The sequence below is a fragment of the Streptomyces orinoci genome (assembly GCF_003121295.1).
Classification (GTDB): Bacteria; Actinomycetota; Actinomycetes; order Streptomycetales; family Streptomycetaceae; genus Streptomyces; species Streptomyces orinoci.
Window position 1 is genome coordinate 181,384 of sequence record NZ_PHNC01000010.1, and the last position, 19,686, is coordinate 201,069.

At 71.6% G+C, this 19,686-nt stretch carries 18 protein-coding genes and 2 pseudogenes; 12 read left to right on the forward strand and 8 right to left on the reverse strand.

Going from position 1 to position 19,686, the window contains the following annotated elements:
* Nucleotides 1-88: 88 nt before the first annotated feature.
* Genes CV755_RS34915 through CV755_RS08210 form a run of 3 tightly spaced genes read left to right on the forward strand, consistent with a single transcriptional unit; the run spans nucleotide 89 to nucleotide 2,231 of the window.
* Nucleotides 89-277 (forward strand): hypothetical protein, encoded by a 189-nt coding sequence (locus tag CV755_RS34915; RefSeq protein WP_109279505.1) that lies wholly within the window; start codon nucleotides 89-91, stop codon nucleotides 275-277.
* Nucleotides 264-1,637 carry an amidase gene (locus CV755_RS08205; protein WP_109279506.1) on the forward strand — a complete coding sequence of 458 codons (1,374 nt, stop codon included), beginning with the start codon at nucleotides 264-266 and terminating at the stop codon, nucleotides 1,635-1,637. Before CV755_RS34915 ends, CV755_RS08205 begins: the two co-directional genes overlap by 14 nt.
* A gap of 9 nt (nucleotides 1,638-1,646) precedes the next feature.
* Nucleotides 1,647-2,231, forward strand: coding sequence for a TetR/AcrR family transcriptional regulator (locus CV755_RS08210; RefSeq protein WP_109279507.1), 585 nt, complete (start codon nucleotides 1,647-1,649; stop codon nucleotides 2,229-2,231).
* A gap of 159 nt (nucleotides 2,232-2,390) precedes the next feature.
* Here the strand turns inward: CV755_RS08210 and CV755_RS08215 are convergent, their stop codons facing one another.
* Complete coding sequence (locus tag CV755_RS08215; protein WP_109279508.1) at nucleotides 2,391-3,584, reverse strand: ArsB/NhaD family transporter; 1,194 nt, start codon at nucleotides 3,582-3,584, stop codon at nucleotides 2,391-2,393.
* An 87-nt stretch (nucleotides 3,585-3,671) separates the two neighbouring features.
* Between CV755_RS08215 and CV755_RS08220 the strand changes: the two genes are divergently transcribed.
* Nucleotides 3,672-3,995, forward strand: a complete 324-nt coding sequence (locus tag CV755_RS08220; RefSeq protein WP_241561049.1) for a toll/interleukin-1 receptor domain-containing protein — start codon at nucleotides 3,672-3,674, stop codon at nucleotides 3,993-3,995.
* 110 nt (nucleotides 3,996-4,105) lie between these two features.
* Nucleotides 4,106-4,366 (forward strand): hypothetical protein, encoded by a 261-nt coding sequence (locus tag CV755_RS08225; RefSeq protein ID WP_109279509.1) that lies wholly within the window; start codon nucleotides 4,106-4,108, stop codon nucleotides 4,364-4,366.
* Nucleotides 4,367-4,388: 22 nt separating this feature from the next.
* Here CV755_RS08225 and CV755_RS08230 read toward each other — a convergent pair.
* Nucleotides 4,389-4,922: pseudogene (locus CV755_RS08230) on the reverse strand (phosphotransferase); the annotation flags it as partial.
* Between the two features lie 140 nt (nucleotides 4,923-5,062).
* Between CV755_RS08230 and CV755_RS37090 the strand changes: the two are divergent.
* Nucleotides 5,063-5,314: pseudogene (locus CV755_RS37090) on the forward strand (cytochrome P450); the annotation flags it as partial.
* 162 nt (nucleotides 5,315-5,476) lie between these two features.
* Here CV755_RS37090 and CV755_RS08240 read toward each other — a convergent pair.
* A complete protein-coding gene (locus CV755_RS08240; protein ID WP_109279510.1) occupies nucleotides 5,477-5,875 on the reverse strand; it encodes a DUF5997 family protein in 399 nt (132 codons plus the stop codon).
* Nucleotides 5,876-5,932: 57 nt separating this feature from the next.
* On the opposite strand from CV755_RS08240, the gene CV755_RS08245 reads away from it, so the two are divergent.
* Together CV755_RS08245 and CV755_RS08250 are read left to right on the forward strand one after the other, a co-directional pair.
* Nucleotides 5,933-6,724: a LysR family substrate-binding domain-containing protein gene (locus CV755_RS08245; protein ID WP_109279511.1), complete on the forward strand. Its 792-nt coding sequence runs from the start codon at nucleotides 5,933-5,935 to the stop codon at nucleotides 6,722-6,724.
* A gap of 108 nt (nucleotides 6,725-6,832) precedes the next feature.
* The gene (locus CV755_RS08250; RefSeq protein ID WP_109279512.1) at nucleotides 6,833-7,429 is read left to right on the forward strand and encodes a dihydrofolate reductase family protein; all 597 of its coding nucleotides are present in this window, start codon (nucleotides 6,833-6,835) and stop codon (nucleotides 7,427-7,429) included.
* Between the two features lie 105 nt (nucleotides 7,430-7,534).
* Here the strand turns inward: CV755_RS08250 and CV755_RS08255 are convergent, their stop codons facing one another.
* Nucleotides 7,535-9,139 carry an ABC-F family ATP-binding cassette domain-containing protein gene (locus CV755_RS08255; protein WP_193553372.1) on the reverse strand — a complete coding sequence of 535 codons (1,605 nt, stop codon included), beginning with the start codon at nucleotides 9,137-9,139 and terminating at the stop codon, nucleotides 7,535-7,537.
* Between the two features lie 452 nt (nucleotides 9,140-9,591).
* On the opposite strand from CV755_RS08255, the gene CV755_RS08260 reads away from it, so the two are divergent.
* Both CV755_RS08260 and CV755_RS08265 read left to right on the forward strand, forming a co-directional pair.
* Nucleotides 9,592-11,031, forward strand: a complete 1,440-nt coding sequence (locus CV755_RS08260) for an alkaline phosphatase family protein (RefSeq protein WP_109279513.1) — start codon at nucleotides 9,592-9,594, stop codon at nucleotides 11,029-11,031.
* Complete coding sequence (locus tag CV755_RS08265) at nucleotides 11,028-11,663, forward strand: hypothetical protein (protein WP_109279514.1); 636 nt, start codon at nucleotides 11,028-11,030, stop codon at nucleotides 11,661-11,663. Before CV755_RS08260 ends, CV755_RS08265 begins: the two co-directional genes overlap by 4 nt.
* Nucleotides 11,664-11,731: 68 nt before the next feature.
* Here the strand turns inward: CV755_RS08265 and CV755_RS08270 are convergent, their stop codons facing one another.
* Entirely contained in the window at nucleotides 11,732-12,232 is a 501-nt protein-coding gene (locus tag CV755_RS08270; RefSeq protein WP_422070520.1) for an SRPBCC family protein, read from the reverse strand.
* Nucleotides 12,233-12,446: 214 nt separating this feature from the next.
* The gene (locus CV755_RS08275; protein ID WP_109279516.1) at nucleotides 12,447-13,040 is read right to left on the reverse strand and encodes a putative immunity protein; all 594 of its coding nucleotides are present in this window, start codon (nucleotides 13,038-13,040) and stop codon (nucleotides 12,447-12,449) included.
* A 230-nt stretch (nucleotides 13,041-13,270) separates the two neighbouring features.
* Between CV755_RS08275 and CV755_RS08280 the strand changes: the two genes are divergently transcribed.
* Nucleotides 13,271-14,191, forward strand: coding sequence for an NADP-dependent oxidoreductase (locus tag CV755_RS08280; RefSeq protein ID WP_109279517.1), 921 nt, complete (start codon nucleotides 13,271-13,273; stop codon nucleotides 14,189-14,191).
* A gap of 70 nt (nucleotides 14,192-14,261) precedes the next feature.
* Here the strand turns inward: CV755_RS08280 and CV755_RS08285 are convergent, their stop codons facing one another.
* The gene (locus CV755_RS08285) at nucleotides 14,262-15,845 is read right to left on the reverse strand and encodes an MFS transporter (protein WP_109279518.1); all 1,584 of its coding nucleotides are present in this window, start codon (nucleotides 15,843-15,845) and stop codon (nucleotides 14,262-14,264) included.
* Nucleotides 15,846-15,993: 148 nt separating this feature from the next.
* Here CV755_RS08285 and CV755_RS36650 point away from each other — a divergent pair, with 148 nt between their 5' ends.
* Nucleotides 15,994-17,019, forward strand: a complete 1,026-nt coding sequence (locus tag CV755_RS36650; RefSeq protein ID WP_109279519.1) for an Lrp/AsnC family transcriptional regulator — start codon at nucleotides 15,994-15,996, stop codon at nucleotides 17,017-17,019.
* A 244-nt stretch (nucleotides 17,020-17,263) separates the two neighbouring features.
* Here the strand turns inward: CV755_RS36650 and CV755_RS08295 are convergent, their stop codons facing one another.
* Nucleotides 17,264-19,651, reverse strand: a complete 2,388-nt coding sequence (locus CV755_RS08295; RefSeq protein WP_109279580.1) for an ATP-binding cassette domain-containing protein — start codon at nucleotides 19,649-19,651, stop codon at nucleotides 17,264-17,266.
* Nucleotides 19,652-19,686 lie beyond the last annotated feature (35 nt).

Here is a 19,686-nt window from a genome sequence, read left to right on the forward strand (position 1 = left end):
CTGTAGGCCTCTATGTTCGCTTAACGCAATGGTTTAGCTTTTGCGGCCCGAGGGCCGCGGCTCCAGCCTGCACAAGGAGGAAACCCCCATGTCCGCCGATGAAGACCCCGGGGCCCACAAGGCCGCGGTGGCGGCCACCGCCACCCATATCCGCTCCATCGTCTCGGCCCTGCGTGAACTCGACTTCGGTGAAGCCCCGCCCGCCTTCACCGCCTGCACCGCCTTCACCACCTGCACCGGCTTCCCGGGAGAGGAGACGCGCGATGCGGCCGTTTGAGCTGACCCTCACCGCGGCCGCGGAGGCGATCCGTCAACGTCGGCTGTCTCCCGTGGAGTTGACGGAGTCGGTACTCGATCGCATCCAGCAGATGGAGCCCCGGCTGAACGCCTATGTCACGGTGACGGCCGACCGGGCGCGCCGGGCGGCGCTGGAGGCCGAGCGGGAAGCGGCGGCCGGACGCTTCCGGGGCCCGCTGCACGGGATCCCCATGGGCCTGAAGGACCTGATCGATGTGGCGGGTCTGGCCACCACCGCGAGTTCCCGGGTCCGCCACGGCCATCGCGCGCAGTCCGACAGCACGGTGGCCGCCCGTCTGGCGGCGGCCGGTGCGATCCTCGTCGGCAAGACCCATACGCATGAGTTCGCCTATGGCCTGACCACGCCACAGACACGCAATGCCTGGGATCCCGGCCGGGTCGCCGGCGGCTCCAGCGGCGGATCGGCCGTGGCCGTGGCGGCGGGCGGCGCCACCTTCGCCCTGGGCACCGATACCGGTGGATCGATCCGGGTACCCGCCGCGCTCAATGGCGTGGTGGGTCTGAAGCCGACCTATGGCCTGGTGCCGACCGAGGGAGTGACACCCCTGTCCTGGTCGCTGGATCATGTCGGCCCCATCACCCGCACCGTGGCGGACGCGGGCCTGGTGCTCACCGCACTGACCGGGGCCGGCCCGGCCCATCTGCCGGACCCGGCCGGGGAGTTGACGGGGCTGCGGGTGGGAGTGCCGCGCAACTACTACTTCGAGCGCACCGACCCGGAGGTGGAGAGTGCGGTCCGGCGGGCCATCGGCCGGCTGGAGGCGCTGGGCGCCCGGCTGGTCGAGGTGGAGATCCCGATGACGCGCCATATCCAGGCCACTCAATGGGGCCTGATGGTGCCCGAGGCCACCGCCTATCACGCGCCCACCCTGCGCACCGCCCCCGACCTGTACGGGGCCGATGTCCGGGTCCTGCTGGAAGCCGGTGAGCCGATGGACGCCGGGGACTATCTGCGTGCCCAGCGCGCCCGTACCCTGATGCGCCGGGAGTGGGCCCGGATGCTGGCGGAGGTGGATGTGATCGCCGCCCCCACGGTCCCGGTGACCGCCGTACCGTCCGGCCGGGAGAGCATCACCTGGGCCGACGGCATGGTGGAAAGCGTCTCCGACGCCTATGTGCGGCTCTGCGCCCCGGCCAACATCACCGGGGTGCCCTCGCTGTCCGTGCCGGTCGGCCGGGACGGCGCGGGGATGCCGATCGGTATGCAACTGCTCGGGCGGCCTTTCGCCGAGGCGACGCTGCTACGGGTCGGTAACGCCTATGAGCGGACCGGGCCCGCTCTGCCCTTGGCACCCCTTGAAGCAACATCTTTGCTTTAAGCTGGTGGTATGAGTCGCAGAGAGATGGTGCGGCCGGGCGGGCGCAGTGCCCGGGTGCAGGCATTGGTACACACTGCCGTCCGCGAGTTGGAGGCGGAGGTGGGCCGGGACGCGCTGACCGTGCCGCTGATCGCCAAACATGCCGGTGTCACCCCGTCAACGATCTACCGCCGCTGGGGCGACCTGCGGGAGCTGCTGTCCGATGTGGCGGTGGAGCGGCTGCGTCCGGACACCGAGCCCGCCGACACCGGTGATCTCTCGTCCGATCTCACCACCTGGGCCGAGCAGTTCCTCGATGAGATGGCCTCCCCCGCGGGCCGCGCCCATGTCCGCGACGCCCTGCTCGGCGACCCGGACGGCAGTAACGCCGGCCAGTGCTCCGGCTACGCGGCCGAACAGGTCGCCGCCATCCTCGCCCGCGCGACCACCCGCGGGGAACGCACACCGGAGGTGGAGACGGTCATGGACCGGGTGGTCGCCCCCATGATGTACCGCATCCTCTTCCGGCCCGCCGGACTCGACGCCGCCTACGCCCGCCGGCTGGTGGCAGACCTCCTTGGCGCCCCCGGCCCGGGACAGCCGACGGCCGGGTGACCGGAACCCGCGCCCTGCCCTCTGCCCCTCCCCCGCTCCGCGGGACGGCGGCGCCCCTCAAGAGCGCCCGCCAGGGCGCCTTTCAGGGGCGCGGGGCCGCTGCGTCATGCGGCTCCGCCGCGTGGGCGCACCAGCCACACCCCACCCGCAGCCGCAAGGTCACCCAACCAGGGCAAGGGCAAGGCAAGCCGCCGGCACCACGGTCACCGCAAGCACCGCACCCGTACCCACAAAGCGCCGGACCCCCACTCCCACACCCCCCGCCGCGCACCGCTCGAACCACAGCAACGTGGCCAGCGAAGCCCAGGGCGTCACCACCGGCCCCGCATTGGTACCGATCAGCAGCCCCAGCAACTGCTGATGATTACCCACCGGAATCGCGGATTCCCCCGCCAGGTAAACCGGAAGATTGTTGAGCACATTGGACATCCCCCCGCCAACGGCCCCCGCCCGCAGCACCCCGAGCACCCCGCCGTCGGAACCCACCGCCGAGGACAGCAGACCGTGCAGCCCATGCACATCGACCGTCTCCACCACCAGAAACAGCCCCGGCACCAGCACCAGCAGCCGCCAGGGCACCAGTGAGGCCCGCAACGCCGCCGGCTCGCGCGCCGCGTACACCGCCACCACAACCGCCGCGGCCGCCGCCGAAGCGGCCCACAACGGGATGGCGTCGGCCAGCAGCACCAGCACAAACCCCGCACACGCCGCCCCGCACACCCAGAACAGCACCGGATCGGCGGGCCGGTACAACCCACGCGGCGGCTCATAACGCGGCGCACCGCGCCGGCCGGAGCGCCAGTAGAACAACCACAGACATCCCATGGTCACCACAATCGCCGCGAGTTGGGGAGCCCACATCCGCGCGGCCAGCCCCGCCGGGGAGAGCGCCACCCGGTCCGCGGCCAGCAGATTGGTGAGGTTGGACACCGGCAGCAGCAGACTGGCCGTATTGGCCAGCCATACCGTGGTCATCGCCAGGGGGATCGCGGCGATGCCCACTCTGTCCGCCAGGGCCAGCATCACCGGGGTCAGCAGCACCGCCGTGGTGTCCAGGTTGAGGGTCATCGTGGTCAGCGAGGCGAACACCACACACAGTACGAACAGGGCAGGGTAACTGCCCCGGCCCGCGCGGGCCACGGCCGATGCCACCACATCGAACACCCCGGCCCGGGTGGCCAGTTCGGCCAGCACAATGACCGTACCGAGAAACGCCAGCAACGGCGCGATCCGGGTCATCGCGGACCGCGCGTGGTCCACGGGCAGCGCACCGGTGGCCAGGAGCAGCAGACCGCAGACCAGGATCGCCCCGGCCAGCCAGTCCAGTATGTGCAGACGTTTCATCACAGACATGGCCAGAGCATCGCACGGCCCCCGGACGATCCCGTGGCCCGCGTACAGGCGTTCCGTACCATGGGTTTATGGCCGAACCATGGGTTTATGGCCGATCGCGGTGAACCACCCGGTGATCAAGGGGCATTGGACTTCTTCATCAGCTGCTCCCCGGCCAACGAACCGTGGGCGGCCTGGATAGCCCGGACCCTGGAGGAGGCCGGGTACCGCACGGTCATCCAGGCCTGGGACTTCGTCCCGGGAACCAACTTCGCCGACTTCATGGACCGCGGCGTCAGCCGGTCCGCGGCCGTCATCGCCGTGCTCTTCCACCACTATGAGCGCTCCCGCTACGGCCGTATGGAATGGCAGGCGGCCCTGCGAGCCGAGCCCGACACCCCGGACCTCAAACTGATCACCGTCCGGGTCTGACCGGGCTGCGCGCCCGGCTGCGGCTGGGGGCCGTACGCCACTCGCCGGGGACGGGCCGGCGGCTGGACCCCGGCCGGACGGCGGAGTCCGCACGCCGGCCGGGCGCCGCCGTGCTGCGCGACACCGACGCCCTCACTCGTCTGATCGCTCCCCGGCTGCATCTGCTGTTTCATGGGCCGATCGGTGGCCCGCCGACCGTCGCGGACGGTACGTCCGCCGCCGGATTTCCCTGTGCGGCCGGGGAGTTGCGGTGCTGGGCACCACCGCCCCGGGCCTGGCATGTGGTGGGGATGTGCCGGTTCGAGCCGGGCGAGTTGGATGAACATGTGCCGGGTGCGCGGCGCTTGCCCGACGACCCGATCGCCCCGTAGGGAGCGCCCCTGACAGGGCCCCTCAATCCTCCGCGAGCACCGCGCGAATCACATGCCGCGCATTGGACGCCATCCCCGGATTCGTCTCGCGATAGTACGGCAGCGCGATCAGCGCCTGGGAGAGCGTCCGCCCCCGCCCGCGGCGCCAGGTGGCGTCATCCACATCGAGCGCCCTGCGGAAGACTGCCCGCGCATCGGCCGGCAGCAGATTCCACGCGGGGAACAGATCGCAGGCCGGATCACCGGCCCCCACGCATCCGAAGTCGATGACCGAGGCCAGCCGGCCGTCCCCGTCCACCAGCAGATTGCCCGGCATCAGATCGGCGTGCAGCCAGACCGGCGGTCCGTCCCAGTCAGGCGTACACAGCGCCTCCTCCCAGACGGCGGTCACGGCATCGCAGTCGATGCCCTCCTGCGGGAGCGTGCGCAGTCGGCCGATCGCCGCCCGGGTCGCCGCGTCCAACGAGGCGAGCGGCCCGCCACGGTGGGCCCGCGGCGCTCCGGGCAGGGTGATGCTCCGCATCGCCGCCATGAACCCGGCGAGGTCCGCGGCCAGCGCCGAAAGCCCGGTGCTCTACGCCCTCGCCCTGCGGACCCACCCGCACCCTGTTCGCCTCCCGGGTGGACGAGCGGGTGGCGGCCGGGATCCGGGAGTCCTTTGAGACGGCCTTCAGCGGATTCTTCCGCCAGATGTTCATGCCGCCGGCGGTGCGCCGGCTGCCGCTGCCCGGCCAGGTGCGCCACCGGCGGGCGCTGCGGCATCTGCACCGGACCGTGGAGGGGACCGTCGCGGACTACCGGCGCGGCGGAACGGATGACGGCGACCTGCTGTCGGTGCAGTTCGCCTCCCGGGACGCCGGGGACCGGCTGGCCGACGGGGAGATCCACGACCAGGTGGTGACGGTGCCGGCGGCCGGGACGGAGACGGTGGCCGCCACCCTGACCTGGGCCCTGTATCTGCCGTCCCGGCATCCGGAAGAGCAGCGGCTGCTGCGGGCGGAGGCGCGGGCACCCGGCCGGTTCCGCCGGCGGCCTTCTACCGGCCGCGGCGCTTTCTGCTGCGTCTGGAGCGGTGGGCGGCGGAGCACGACCGGGGCGGAGACGACGGGGTCAGGAGCGCGGACCCTGCTCCGCGGCCTTCTCCTTCTTCTCCTTGATCCGGGCCGCTTCCTTGCGCACCTCGGCCTGGGTGGCGCGCTCCTTCTGCAGCCACTCGGGAGACTCCTGCTTCAGCGCCTCGATCTCATCCGTGGTGAGCGCCTCGGTGATGCCGCCCCGGGCGAGGCCGGAGATGGAGACACCCAGCTTGGCGGCGACCACCGGCCGGGGGTGCGGGCCGTTGCGGCGCAGCTCGCGCAGCCACTCCGGCGGGTCGGCCTGCAGGGCGTTGAGTTCGTCGCGCGAGACGGCACCCTCCCGGAACTCGGCGGGGGTGGCGTCAAGGTACACACCCAGCTTCTTGGCCGCGGTCGCGGGCTTCATGGTCTGGGTGCTCTGGTGCGACTTCATAAGGCCAAGGATATCGAGCATGTGCGCGGCCTCCGACCACGCCGGTAACCTGGCCGGGTGACAGGCAAGGAAGCACCCTCTTCGTTTCGGCTCGCCTATGTCCCGGGCGTGACACCCGCCAAGTGGGTGCGGATCTGGCAGCAGCGGCTGCCGGACGTCCCCCTGGACCTGGTGCAGATACCGGCCGCCGAGGCCACCGGTGTGCTGCGCCGTGGCGAGGCCGACGCGGGCTTTCTGCGGCTGCCGGTGGACGGGACGGATCTGTGCGCCATCCCCCTCTACACCGAGACCACGGTGGTGGTGGTCCCCAAGGATCACCTCGTGGCGGCGGTGGACGAGGTGACCGCCGGGGATCTGGCCGACGAGATCGTCTTCCATCCGCTGGACGACACCCTGGACTGGGAGCGGCCGCCGGGCCGTCCCGCCATCGAGCGCCCGGCCACCACCGAGGACGCCATCGAGCTGGTGGCGGCCGGGGTGGGCCTGCTGGTGGTCCCGCAGTCGCTGGCCCGGCTGTACCACCGCCGTGACCTCACCTACCGGCCGGTGCTGGGCGTGCCCCAGTCGCGGGTCGCGCTGTCCTGGCCGGAGGAGGCCACCACCGATCTGGTGGAGGACTTCATCGGCATCGTCCGCGGCCGGACCGTCAACAGCTCCCGGGGCCGGCGTACGGCCGACCCGGCGGCGGCCGAACCGAAGAAGAAGCACGCCGAGAGCGGCGGGTCCCGGCGCAAGCCCGCGCCGGCGAAGGGTTCGCGCGGCGGTTCGGGGACGGCCGCGAAGGGTTCGCGCGGGGGCTCCGGCACCGCCAGGAACGCCCGCCGGGGCAAGCCGCGCCGCCGGTCGTAGCCGCTCGCCGGGGCCGTTGTCAGTGGTGGGTGCGATGGTGATCCTCACGGCGTGCAAATCCGCCGCCGCCGTGGGCTTTTGACGGCCCATAACCGAGGAGCAGTCCAAATGCGCATTGTGGTCAGCGAGTTCATCAGCCTGGACGGTGTGGTGCAGGCGCCCGGTGGCGCCCAGGAGGACACCGACGGCGGCTTCGCCCACGGTGGCTGGTCCCACCCCTTCTTCGACCCCGAGGTGATGGGCGCCGCCATCGGCGAGGCCGCGGCCACCACCGAGGCCCTGCTGTTCGGGCGCCGCACCTGGCAGACGATGGCCGCGGCCTGGCCGGAGCGGACCGGTGACCCCTTCGCCGACCATATGAACTCCATCACCAAGTACGTGGTGACCAGCACGCTGGACGACTCCCAGCTGACCTGGCAGAACACCCGCCGCATCCCCGGCGACCAGGCCCTTGCCCGGATCCGCGAGCTGCGCGGCACCGAGGGCGGCGACCTGTCCGTGATGGGCAGCCCCACCCTGGTGCGCACCCTGCTGAGCGAGGACCTGGTGGATGAGCTCCGCCTCATGATCATTCCGGTGCTGCTGGGCGGTGGCAAGCGGATGTTCCCGGAGGACGGCGCGCTGCGCACCCTGGAGCTGGTCTCCACGGTGACCAGTGGCACCGGGGTGCATGTAAGCACCTACCGGCCGGTCCGGAAGGGGTAGCCGCCGGGCGATGGCCGGGGGCGCGGCGGCCGGTCGCGCCCACGCCGTGGAGCCGCCTGTGCGGCAGCGGCCCGCGCCCCTGACGGGGCGCGGGTGCCGTCCGGTTCAGGCGAGGGAGACCAGGTCGCGGTACCCCTCGTGCCACAAGTCCTCGTCCGCGTCGGGCAGCAGCAGCACCCGGTCCGGCCGCAGCGCGTCAATGGCGCCCTCGTCATGGGTGACCATCACAATCGCGCCGGGGTAGGAGCCGACGGCCGCCAGGACCTCGTCCCGGGAGGCGGGGTCGAGGTTATTGGTCGGCTCGTCCAGCAACAGCACATTCGCCCCGGAGTGCACCAGCCCGGCCAGGGCCAGGCGGGTCTTCTCGCCGCCGGAGAGCACCCCGGCGGGCTTGTCGGCGTCGTCCCCGCCGAACAGGAACGCCCCCAGCACGCGCCGTACTTCGCCGTCCGTCAGCTGCGGCGCGGCGGCGGCGAGGTTCTCGCGGACGGTGCGGTCGGTGGCCAGGGTGTCGTGTTCCTGGGCGAAGTAGCCCAGCCGCAGGCCGTGTCCATGCACCACCCGCCCCGCGTCCGGCCGCTCCTGGCCCGCCAGGATGCGCAACAGGGTGGTTTTTCCGGCCCCGTTGAGGCCCAGGATCACCAGCCGGGTGCCCCGGTCCACGGCCAAGTCCACGCCGTCCAGGACCTGGTGGCCGCCATAGGACTTGGCCAGGCTGATCGCACCGAGCGGCATCCGGCCGCAGGGGGCCGGCTCGGGCAGCCGGATCCTGGCGGCCTTCTCGGTGTGCCGGACCGGCTCCAGTCCGGCGAGCATGCGGTCGGCCCGGCGCACCATGCTCCTGGCCATCACGGCGGTGGCCGACCGGGCCTTCATCTTGTCCGCCTGGGCGTGCAGGGCCGCGGCCTTGCGCTCGGCGCTGGCCCGCTCCCGGGCGCGCCGCCGCTCATCGGCCTCGCGCTGGGCCAGATAGGCGGCCCAGCCGGTGTTGTGGATGTCGATGGCCGCGCGGGTGGCGTCCAGGTGGAAGACCCGGTTGACCACTTCGGCGAGCAGGTCCGTGTCATGGCTGATCACCACCAGTCCGCCCTGGTGGCCATGGAGGAATCCGCGCAGCCAGGCGATCGAGTCGGCGTCCAGGTGGTTGGTCGGCTCGTCCAGCAGCAGGGTGCCGTCGTGTCCGGCGAAGAGGATTCGGGCGAGTTCGACGCGGCGTCGCTGGCCGCCGGACAGCGCGCCCACCGGCTCGGTGAGCACCCGCTCGGGCAGGCCGAGCCCGGCGGCCACCCTGGCCGCCTCGGCCTCGGCCGCGTACCCGCCGCCCGCCTGGAAGGCGGCCTCGGCGCGGGCGTAGTCGTCCATCGCCCGCCGCAGTGCCGTGGGGCCGGCGGCCCGGGCCATCGCGGCCTCGGCGTCGCGCAGCCGGTGCAGGGCCCGGTCCAGTCCCCGGGCGGAGAGGATCCGGTCGGTGACGGTCACGGCCGGGTCGGCGGCGCGGGGGTCCTGGGCCAGATAGCCCACCGGACCGGTGGCGGTGATGGTGCCGGCGGCGGGTGTGGCCAGCCCGGCCAGGGCGTTCATCAGGGTGGTCTTGCCGGCCCCGTTCCGGCCGACCAGGCCGATCCGGTCGCCGGGCGAGACGGTGAAGGAGATGCCGGACAGCAACAGGCGTGCTCCGGCGCGCAGTTCGACATCGCGAACGGTAAGCATGGGGTGACGCTCCGAAATAGCGAAAGGACACACTTCTGGCGTGAAAGCGGGTCCTTGAGCTAGGAAATTCGGGGCGTAGACATACGGCCACGGTAGGGGAAGGGGGGTGTGTGGTGCATCCGGTTTTCCGGGGGCGAGGTGGGGCGGGCCGGGAGCCGGGCGGGTTGGGGGCCGCGTTCGAGGCCGCGTTCCGGGCAAAGGTGCGGGCCGGGTTGGGGCCGAATGCGGGCCGCCTACGCCCCTGACCTGGGCGGCGAGGGTGGACATCCATGGGCGTTGTCATGCAACGTTCACCCTGCGGCCACCTGCGCGCCGCCCGCCTGCCCGCCCCCACGCGACTGGGCGGTGCAGAGTTCGGCCAGGCGGCAGGGAGTTCGTACCCTCTCGCCGGAAGAAGAGACGGAGACATCGATATGTCAGGTTCCCCACGCCGCCGTTGGCCGGCAGCCGGGATGTTCAGAGCGTCGGCCGCGGTCGCCGGCGCGGCGCTGGTGTTCGCCGGCCTGGGAGCGCCTCAGGCATCGGCGCACCCCGCCCACGGCAACGGCCCCAAGAAGCCGGGCCATGTGTGGACCATCATCCTGGAGAACAAGTCCTACGAGGCCACCTTCACCGGGCTGAACCAGAACAGCTATCTGTGGCAAACCCTGCCGCGCTACGGCGAGTTGCTGCGGCAGTACTACGGCACCGGGCACTACAGCCTGGACAACTACATCAGCCTGGTCTCCGGCCAGGCCCCCGCGCCGGACAACCAGGACGACTGCCCGCAGTACAAGGACGTCAAGCCGGGCACCGCGGCCGCCGACGGACAGACCCTGGCCTCCTCCGGGTGTGTCTACCCGTCCCGGGTGAAGACCCTGTTCAACCAGCTGGACGCCAAGCACGTCCCGTGGAAGGTCTACGCCCAGGACATGGGCAATGACCCCAACCGGGAGAAGGTCTACCAGTGCGGCATACCCGGCAGCCCCTCCGGCCCCGGGGTGCCCGACCCGGGCGGCGCCACGGCCAAGGACCAGTATGTGCCCAAGCACAACCCGGCGGTCTGGTTCCACTCGGTGATCGACAACCCCAAGGACTGCGCCCGGGTCGCCCCGCTGGAGGGCCGGCCGGCTCAGGCCGGGCACCCGGCGCTGACCGGGCTGGCGCAGGATCTGAAGAAGGAGTCCACCACTCCGCGCTTCAACTGGATCACGCCCAACAACTGCTCGGACGCGCATGACGCGACCTGCAAGGGCGACAACCTCTCCGGCGACCCCAAGAACCACCAGGGCGGCCTCTACGCCTCGGACAAGTTCCTGGAGAAGGTCGTTCCGCAGATCATGGCCTCGCCCGCGTTCCAGCACGACGGCATGATCCAGATCCTCTTCGACGAGGCCTTCCCGCCGTACAAGATGTACGGCAACTCCATTGCCGACTACACCGGCAACAAGGACAAGAGCCTCAACACCCCCACGGACACCGCCCAGTCGGTGGTGGCCTGCTGCAACGAACTGCCCGGGCCCAACACCACCCAGCCCGGCTTCCAGGCCTTCGGCCAGGACACCACGCCCGGCGGCGGCATCACCGGCGCGCTGTTCATCTCCCGCTTCATCAAGCCGGGTTCGATCAGCGACCAGCCGTACAACCACTACAGCTGGCTGCGCAGCATGGAAGACCTCTTCGGGGTCGAGCACGGCGGTACGGACGGACACGGTCACCTGGGGTACGCGGCGGCCGACGGGCTGCGCCCCTTCGGCGCCGATGTCTACAACAACCCCTCCGGCCGGGCGCTGCCGCCCGCGCCCTCGGGCAGCGTCGTCTACCCGGCGGTGGCCAGGGCCGATGACCCGGAGCACCCGGTGGTCAACCCCTCGCCGGGCAAGGACGGTTCGGGGAGCGCGCAGTCCCGATGAACGTCCCGCGCCACCCGGCGCCGAGCCGGGCGGGCCTGCGCCCGTCCGGCTTCCGCCGCCTCGTCCTCACCGGCTGCCACCTGGCCCTGGCGGCCGCCGTCCTGACCACCGCCACCGGCTGCGGCAGCGGTCACTCCGCCTCCTCGCGGCCCACCGATGCGGCCTCGGACACGGTGCGGGATCTGGGCTCCGTCCCGATCCCCTCGGCGCCCGCCGCGCAGGCCACCCCGACCGCGGGTGAGAAGCATCTGCAACTGGTCGCCATGGGGTCGTCCATACGGGCCGAACTCCCCGAAGCGAGTGCGCTGGTCCGTGCGTCGGGCCCGGAGGAGGACCTGCCCTCCGCCACCCCCGGCGGCAAGCCCCCGGAGCAGACCACCGGAACCCTCACCATCGCCTTCGACCAGGCCAGTGCTCCGCTCACGGTGCGCGCGGAGGACTTCGCCTCCCGCGACGAGCAGGGCAAGGACATCGCCCTGAAGCCCGCCGGGGCGGCGACCGTGACGGCCACGCCGGGCCATCCGGCCACCCTCACCCTCACCGGCACCTTCCAGGCCGGTGCCGCCCAGTTGACCTGGCGGCACGACCAGAAGACGGTCGCCGTCTGGGACTTCAATATCGAGCTGGACTGACCGAGAGCCGAACCGGGCGCCCCGCGAGGGGCGCCGGGCGGCCGCTCAAGGAAGTATCGGCCAACGGCTCAGGATTCGGCGAGCCTGCGGATGCCGTCGAGGGTTGACCGGATGCCCTCTTCCAGCATGCCCAGCCGAAGGCGGATGATCTCCTCCTCCTGCTCCGGCCGGCTCTCGATCGTCCGGGTCAGATACGAGGCGCCCTGCCCGATGGTGACCGACTGGCGCAGCCGGGTGCCGCCGCCCTCCTCCGGCTCCAGCTCGAACCGCCAGCGGGCGACGGGGGGTTCAAAGGTGCCCTGGGCGCTCCGGACCTCCCAGCCGAAGGCCCGCTCGGGGCGGTAGTCGCAGATCCGGGAGACGGTCTCCCAACTGCCCAGCTTTTCATTGCGGTTGCGGCCGACGAAGGTGGCGCCGAGGGCCGGCCCGGTGGCGCCTTCCAGCCACTCGGCCTCCTGCAGTTCCCCGCCGAACCTGCTCGGCGTGGTGATGTCGCTGACCAGAGCCCAGACTTGCGCCGGTGACGCGGCCACCCGCACCTCCGCCTCGGCCTTCGGCCCGTCCGCCAACCGCACCATTGTCGTCCTCCCCGTAACACCGTTCCATTGCTCTGCCGCCGGACACGGTAGCTGTGCGGAGGAGGGCTCCGCTACAGCTGGTTGAGGAGTTCGCCATGCTGAAGGCATGCGTTATGGCCGCCCGGCGCCGGGAGAGCGCTCAACGGCCGTCCGCTGCACGGCCGTAGCGACGGTCCCTGACCGCCCGCCACGGTCTGGCGCGGCTTCAAGGACGGCCGTTCCCCTCGCTACGACCTGCACAGCCACGCAGCGCGGCATCGAGATCCCGCATGAGCCCGCCCGCCCGTCCGCCTCCGGGAGGCGCGGCGGGCAGCCGGCCGAGGACCGCGGTGACCGCCGCGGGGGCGTGTTGCCGCGCCCACTCCAGGGTCCCCGCATCGCCCCTTGGGTCCGCTCCGGCTGACAACTCCTCCGCCCATGCCGCATACGCCGCCGCGCCGAGAACGTGCTTCACCTGGTGCGCCCGGGCCAGGGGGTGCAGGAACGCGGCGGCCGCGGCATGGCACGCTGCTTGGGCCGCGGCCGCCGCGGCGGCTTCGCGGGCCGCTTCCCCGGCCGCCTTCCCCGCCGCTTCCCGTGCCGCGCGGTACGCCGCCCAGGCGCTCTGCCGCAGGGCGTTGGTGCGCCGGCCGCCCCCGGCGAACGCCCGTGCCGCGGCTATCGCTTCCCTGGGGCGTGCGTCGGCCGGGATGCTCACCTCGAAGAGGGACAGCACCCTGGACGCACAGTCCGCGGCATAACCCGCCACCTCGCGAAGCTCGTCTTCGCTCAGCTCGATCTCATCCGTTTCCGCTCCCACGGCTTCATTGTGCGGGCCCGGGTTCGCGCTGATCCGCCGGATGAGGCGGGCGCGCGCCAGGTCGTGCCGTACGGCATACAAGTCGGCCTGAATCAAGATGTGTTGCGGGGCGTCGTGCTGCCACCAGGCGGAACCGCCGGTACGTGCGCACGGGGCGCGGGAATCCTCGGCGGCCCGGTCCTGTTGCCCACTTCATCGTGCGGATGTCCGCAGGCCGAAAGGGGAACACGATGCCCAGAGCAGTCCGGTTCACCGAGTACGGCGGCATCGACGTATTGCAGGTCGTCGATGTCGAACGCCCCTCGCCCGGACCGGGAGAGGTCCTGGTCAAGGTGGTGGCCGCCGGGATCAACCCCGGCGAGGCCAAGATCCGCGAAGGGCTGCTGCACGACCGGTGGCCCGCCACCTTCCCCTCCGGCCAGGGCAGCGACTTCGCCGGGACCGTCGAGGAGACGGGCCCGGGCGTGACCGGCTTCGCGCCGGGCGACGAGGTGATCGGCTTCACCGACCGCCGGGGCAGTCATGCGGAGTATGTGCCGGCCGAAGCCGCGAACCTGATCCACCGCCCGGCGGGTGTCCCCTGGGAGCAGGCCGGTGCGCTGTTTGTCGCCGGAACCACGGCCTATGCGGCGGTACGGGCGGTGGCGCTCGCCCCGGACGACGTGGTCGTGGTCTCGGGAGCCGCGGGCGGCGTGGGCTCGCCGGCCGTCCAACTGGCCCGGCGGGCCGGGGCCACGGTGATCGGCCTGGCGAGCGAGTCCAACCACGGGTGGCTGAGCGAGCGGGGCGTGCTGCCGGTCCGGTATGGGGAGGGGGTGGCCGACCGGATCCGGGCCGCCTCGGGCGGCCGGGTGGATGCCTTTGTCGATACCTTCGGGGACGGCTATATCGAGCTCGCCCTGGAACTCGGGGTGCGGCCCGACCGGATCAACACCATCATCGACTTCGCCGGTGCGGAGAAGTACGGCACCAAGGCGGAGGGCAGCGCGGCGGCCGCCAACGCGGAGGTCCTCCGGGAGCTGGCGGCGCTGATCGACCGGGGTGAGCTGGAGATTCCCATCGCGGCGGTCTACCCGCTGGAGCAAGTGCGGGACGCGTTCGAGGAGTTGGAGCGGCAGCACACCCGGGGCAAGATCGTGCTACGTCCGTGACCGGGCGGCCGGTGGCGGCGGGCACCGCCCACCGGCAACCTCAGTCCCGCGGACAAGGGTCCGTCTCAGTTCACGCGCGGGCCGTCTGTGGCTGGTCGCGCCCCGCGGCGGAGCCGCCATTCGAAGCCGCCTCGCGCCCCTGGCGGGGCGCGCCCTGAGCCGGAGCCGAGGAGCGACGGACCAGGAGCAGCGCCACCACCCCACCAAGCACTCCCAACGCCCCGGACACCCAGAACACATCCCGGAGCCCGTCCGCGAAAGCGATATGCACCATCTCCCGCACCACACCCCGCCGCTCGGGTGCCGCATGAGCGATCAGCGGCCCGGCCTGCCCGCCGGCCAGCGCATCCGCCGGAAGCGCACTGCCATGGTCGCGCAGGGACCCGGCCACCCCGGCGTGGAAGACCACACCCAGCACCGCGATACCCAGTGCGTTGCCCAGCTGGCGGGCCGTGTTGACGGCACCGCTGGCCATTCCGGCCCGCTCCGGCGGGACCGCCGCCATGGCGGTGGAGGCCAGCACCGGCATGCTCAGGCCGACTCCCACGCCCGTCGCCAGGAACCCGGCCACCAGCACCGTCCAGGTGGACCCGGCCCCGATGACGGTCATCAGCAGCGCCCCGCCCCCGATCAGCAGCATGCCGACACCCAGGCTCACCCGCGGGGAGATCCCCTGCAGATAACGCCCGCCGAGCGAGGCGAAGACAAAGGACGCGCCGCTCATCGGCAGACAGGCCAGACCGGCCGTCACCGGGCCCATGCCCCGTACCGACTGCAGCCACAGCGAGGTGTAGGCGAGGTAGGAGAACGCGGCCACCGACAGCAGCACCGCGACGATCATGAGGCCGGTGAAGGAACCCCGGCGGAACAGCGCCAGGTCCAGCATCGGCTGTGCCCGGCGCGGCTCGAGCACCAGGAAGACCAGCAGCGCCAGCACCGCCAGCCCGAACAGGCCCAGGGTCCGGCCGGAGGACCAGCCGTAGTCGGCGCCCTTGATCAGGGCGTAGGTCAGCGCACCGGCCGCCACCGTGAAGGTCACCATGCCGGGCAGGTCGATGCCCCGGCCCCGGGCGCCGCCCGCTGCCCCACCGTGCGCGCCGCCGCCATGGGCAGGCACAAAGCGGGCGGTCATGGCGATGGCCAGCACGCTGATGGGCAGGTTGACGAAGAAGATCCAGCGCCAGTCCAGGTACTCGGTCAGCAGCCCGCCCAGGATCGGTCCGGCCGCCGAGGCGGCCCCGCTGACCGCGCCCCAGGCGCCGAATGCCACCCCTCGGTCCCGGCCCTGGTAGAGCCGGGCCACCAGGGCGGTGGTGGTGGCCAGCATGGCCGCGCCGCCCACGCCCTGGACACCCCGGAAGGCGATCAGTACCGCCGGGTCGGTGGCCAGCCCGCAGGCCAGCGAGGCCAGGGCGAACAGCGCCACCCCGCCCATGTACACCTGGCGGTGGCCTATCCGGTCGGCCAGCGAGCCCAGCCCCAGCAGCAGGGCGGCCAGCGCCAGGGCGTAGATGTCCATCACCCACTGCAGGTCGGCGAAGGAGGTGTGCAGGCTCCCGGCCATATCGGGGAGCGCCACAACAACGATGGTGACGTCCACCAGCAGCATGAAGGTCCCCAGGCACACCGCGGTCAGCGGCAGCCACTTGCGCATCAGAGCACTCCTTGGTCCGTTGTGAATCTTGTGAATCTCTTGTCCGGGGGAAGCAATGCCCCAAGCTCGCATGTGACGGCCGGATTCCGAACCCAGAGGCGGTCTTGCGGTGGATTTCCATGACAGAGGCCCCTGTCATGATGGAAAGGTGAACACCACACTCGCACCCCAGGCCGCCCCCACCGAGCTGCTGGACGCCCTGGACCGTCAGCTGGTCCATGCGCTGGCCCTGGACGGCCGGGCCTCCTTCAGCCGCCTGGCGGCCGTCCTGGGCGTCACCGACCAGACCGTGGTGCGCCGCTACCGGCGGCTGCACGGTGAACGGCTGCTACGGGTCATCGGACTGCCGTTCAGCGACCGGGTCGGCATCTCCGAGAGCTGGCTGCGCATCCAGTGCGCGCCCGGAGCCGCCATGCCGATCGCCGATGCGCTGGCCCGCCGCCCGGACATCGGCTGGGTGAAGATCCAGTCCGGTGGGTCAGAGGTGGCCTGTGTGGTGCGCTCCTACAGCGCGGACGAGCGCGACGCCCTGCTGCTCCAGAAGCTGCCCCGTACCCAGCACGTCACCGGCGTCACCGCGCAGAGCCTGCTGCACACCTACACCACGACCACCGGGCAGCAGTGGATGGACGACAGCGGCCTGACCGAGGAACAGACCCGGGCGCTGGCCCGGCCCTGCCCCGACCCGGGCGAGGAGACCCGGCTGGACGCCGCCGACCAGGCCATGCTGGCCGTCCTGGCCCGGGACGGCCGTACCGGCTACCCGGAGCTGGCCCGGGCGGCCGGCCGCTCGGAGTCCACGGTGCGCCGCCGGCTGGAACACCTCCGGGACACCGGCGCGATCTACTTCGACGTCGAGATCCTGCCCGAGCACTTCGGACTGACCGTCCAGGCCGCGCTGTTCGCCACGGTGGCTCCGCACAACCTGGCCGAGGCCGGCGAAGCGCTCTCCCGCCACCCCGAGATTCCCTGGCTGGCGGCGGCCACCGGCACCACCAACCTGGTGGGCTCGGTGGTCTGCCGCGACCGCGGCGCGCTCTACACCTATGTGACCGAGCGCATCGGGGCCCTGCGGACCGTCCAGCAACTGGAGGTCGTACCGGTCCTCCGCCATGTCAAACGCGCCGGTCTGCTCACCGACGGCAGCCGGCTCTTCGAGCCGCCGGGGCACTGAGCCGGGGCCCGGTCGGCACCCTCGCCGACTCAACGCCGAGCACGACCGGTTCTGCCGCTCCTGCGGGTACGCCGTGGCCACCTTGCCGATGGCCGCGGCCCAAGTACATCCCGGCGTTCAGCTCGTCCGGCAGATCCGCCCCGCCACTCCCCGGACCGGTGCCACCCAAGCGACGTTCCTGACCACCGGAGGCGGAAGTCCACCACTGGGGGAACCCGTCGCACGATGTCCGCGGAGGACCCGGTCAGGCGCCAACGTAGGCAGCCAGGTGTTCGCCGGTGAGTGTGGAGCGGGCGGCGACCAGGCCGGCGGGGGTGCCCTCGAAGACGATCCGGCCGCCGTCATGGCCGGCGCCGGGACCCAGGTCGATGATCCAGTCGGCGTGTGCCATGACCGCCGGGTGGTGCTCGACGACGATCACCGACTTGCCGGAGTCCACCAGCCGGTCCAGCAGGCCCAACAGCTGCTCGATATCGGCGAGATGGAGGCCGGTGGTGGGCTCGTCGAGAATATGGATGCCGCCCTTCTCGGCCATCCGCGTGGCCAGCTTGAGCCGTTGCCGTTCGCCGCCGGAGAGCGTGGTGAGCGGCTGGCCGAGGGTGAGATAGCCCAGCCCCACCTCGGACATCCGCCGCAGGATCCGGTGGGCCGCGGGCGTGGCCGCCTCGCCGCCGCCGAAGAACTCCGCCGCCTCGCTCACCGGCATCGCCAGCACCTCGCTGATGTCCCGCCCGCCGAGCCGGTACTCCAGCACCGACGCCTGGAACCGCTTGCCCTGGCAGTCCTCGCAGGTGGTGGTGACACCGGCCATCATCGCCAGATCGGTGTAGATGACCCCGGCCCCGTTGCAAGTGGGGCAGGCGCCCTCGGAGTTGGCGCTGAACAGTGCCGGCTTGACACCGTTGGCCTTGGCGAACGCCTTGCGGACCGGGTCCAGCAGCCCGGTGTAGGTCGCCGGATTGCTCCGCCGTGAGCCGCGGATCGGGCTCTGGTCGATGGACACCACGCCCTCCCCCGCCGGGATCGAGCCATGCACCAGGGAGCTCTTCCCGGAACCGGCCACTCCGGTGACCACCACCAGCACCCCCAGCGGAATGTCCACATCCAGCCGGCGCAGATTGTGTGCCGAGGCGCCGCGGATCTCCAGGCTGCCGCTGGGCTCGCGCACCGTCTTCTTCAGAGCGGCCCGGTCGTCGAGATGGCGGCCGGTGAGGGTGCCGGCGGCCCGCAGCCCGTCCACCGTGCCCTCGAAGCAGACGGTGCCGCCCGCCGTACCCGCGCCGGGGCCCAGGTCGATCACATGGTCGGCGATGGCGATGGTCTGCGGCTTGTGCTCCACCACCAGCACCGTGTTGCCCTTGTCCCGCAACCGCAGCAGCAGGTCGTTCATCCGCTGGATGTCATGCGGGTGCAGGCCGGTGGTGGGCTCGTCGAAGACATAGGTGACATCGGTGAGCGAGGAGCCGAGGTGGCCGACCATCTTGACCCGCTGGGCCTCGCCGCCCGAGAGGGTGCCCGAGGGCCGGTCCAGCGAGAGATAGCCCAGCCCGATCTCCGTGAAGGAGTCCAGGGTGTGCCGGAGCTTGGCGAGCAGCGGCGCCACCGAGGGCTCGTCCAGGCCCCGGACCCAGTCGGCCAGGTCGCTGATCTGCATCGCACAGGCGTCGGCGATGCTGATCCCCTTGATCTTGGACCGTCGGGCCCCCTCGCTCAGCCGGGTGCCCTCGCACTCGGGGCAGGTGGTGAAGGTGACCGCCCGCTCCACGAACTCCCGGATGTGCGGCTGCATCGCCTCCGGGTCCTTGGCCAGCATGGACTTGCGGATCCGGGGGATCAGCCCCTCATAGGTCATATTGATGCCCGCGATCTTCATTCGGGTGGGCTCGCGGTGCAGGAAGTCATGCAGCTCCCGCTTGGTGTACTCACGGATCGGCTTGTCCGGGTCATAGAAGCCGGACTCGCTGTAGAGCCGGTAGTTCCAGCCGCCCGCCTTGTAGCCGGGGACGGTGAGCGCGCCCTCGGCGAGCGACTTGCTGTCGTCATAGAGCTGGGCGAGATCGAGATCGGTGACGGTGCCCCGGCCCTCGCAGCGCGGGCACATGCCGCCGGTGCGGGAGAAGGTCGCCTTCACCGCCTTCTTGGCCCCGCGCTCCACGGTGATCGCCCCGCTGGCCTGGACCGAGGGGACATTGAAGGCGTACGCGCCGGGCGGGCCGATATGCGGCTTGCCCAGCCGGCTGAAGAGGATGCGCAGCATGGCGTTGGCGTCGGTGGCGGTGCCCACGGTGGAGCGGGGGTCGGCGCCCATCCGCTGCTGGTCCACGATGATCGCGGTGGTCAGCCCTTCCAGGACGTCCACCTCGGGGCGGTCCAGGGCCGGCATAAAGCCCTGGACGAAGGCGCTGTAGGTCTCATTGATCAGCCGCTGGGACTCGGCGGCGATGGTGTCGAACACCAGGGAGCTCTTGCCCGAGCCGGAGACGCCGGTGAACACCGTCAGCCGGCGCTTGGGGATCTCCACGCTGACGTTCTTGAGGTTGTTCTCGCGTGCGCCGTGCACCCGGATCAGGTCATGGCTGTCGGCCCGGTGCGGCGCGGGCGAGCCCGGGTCCGTCCGCTTGGCACTGCTCATGGTGTCTCCCTCGGTGTGTCCGTCCATGTGTCCGT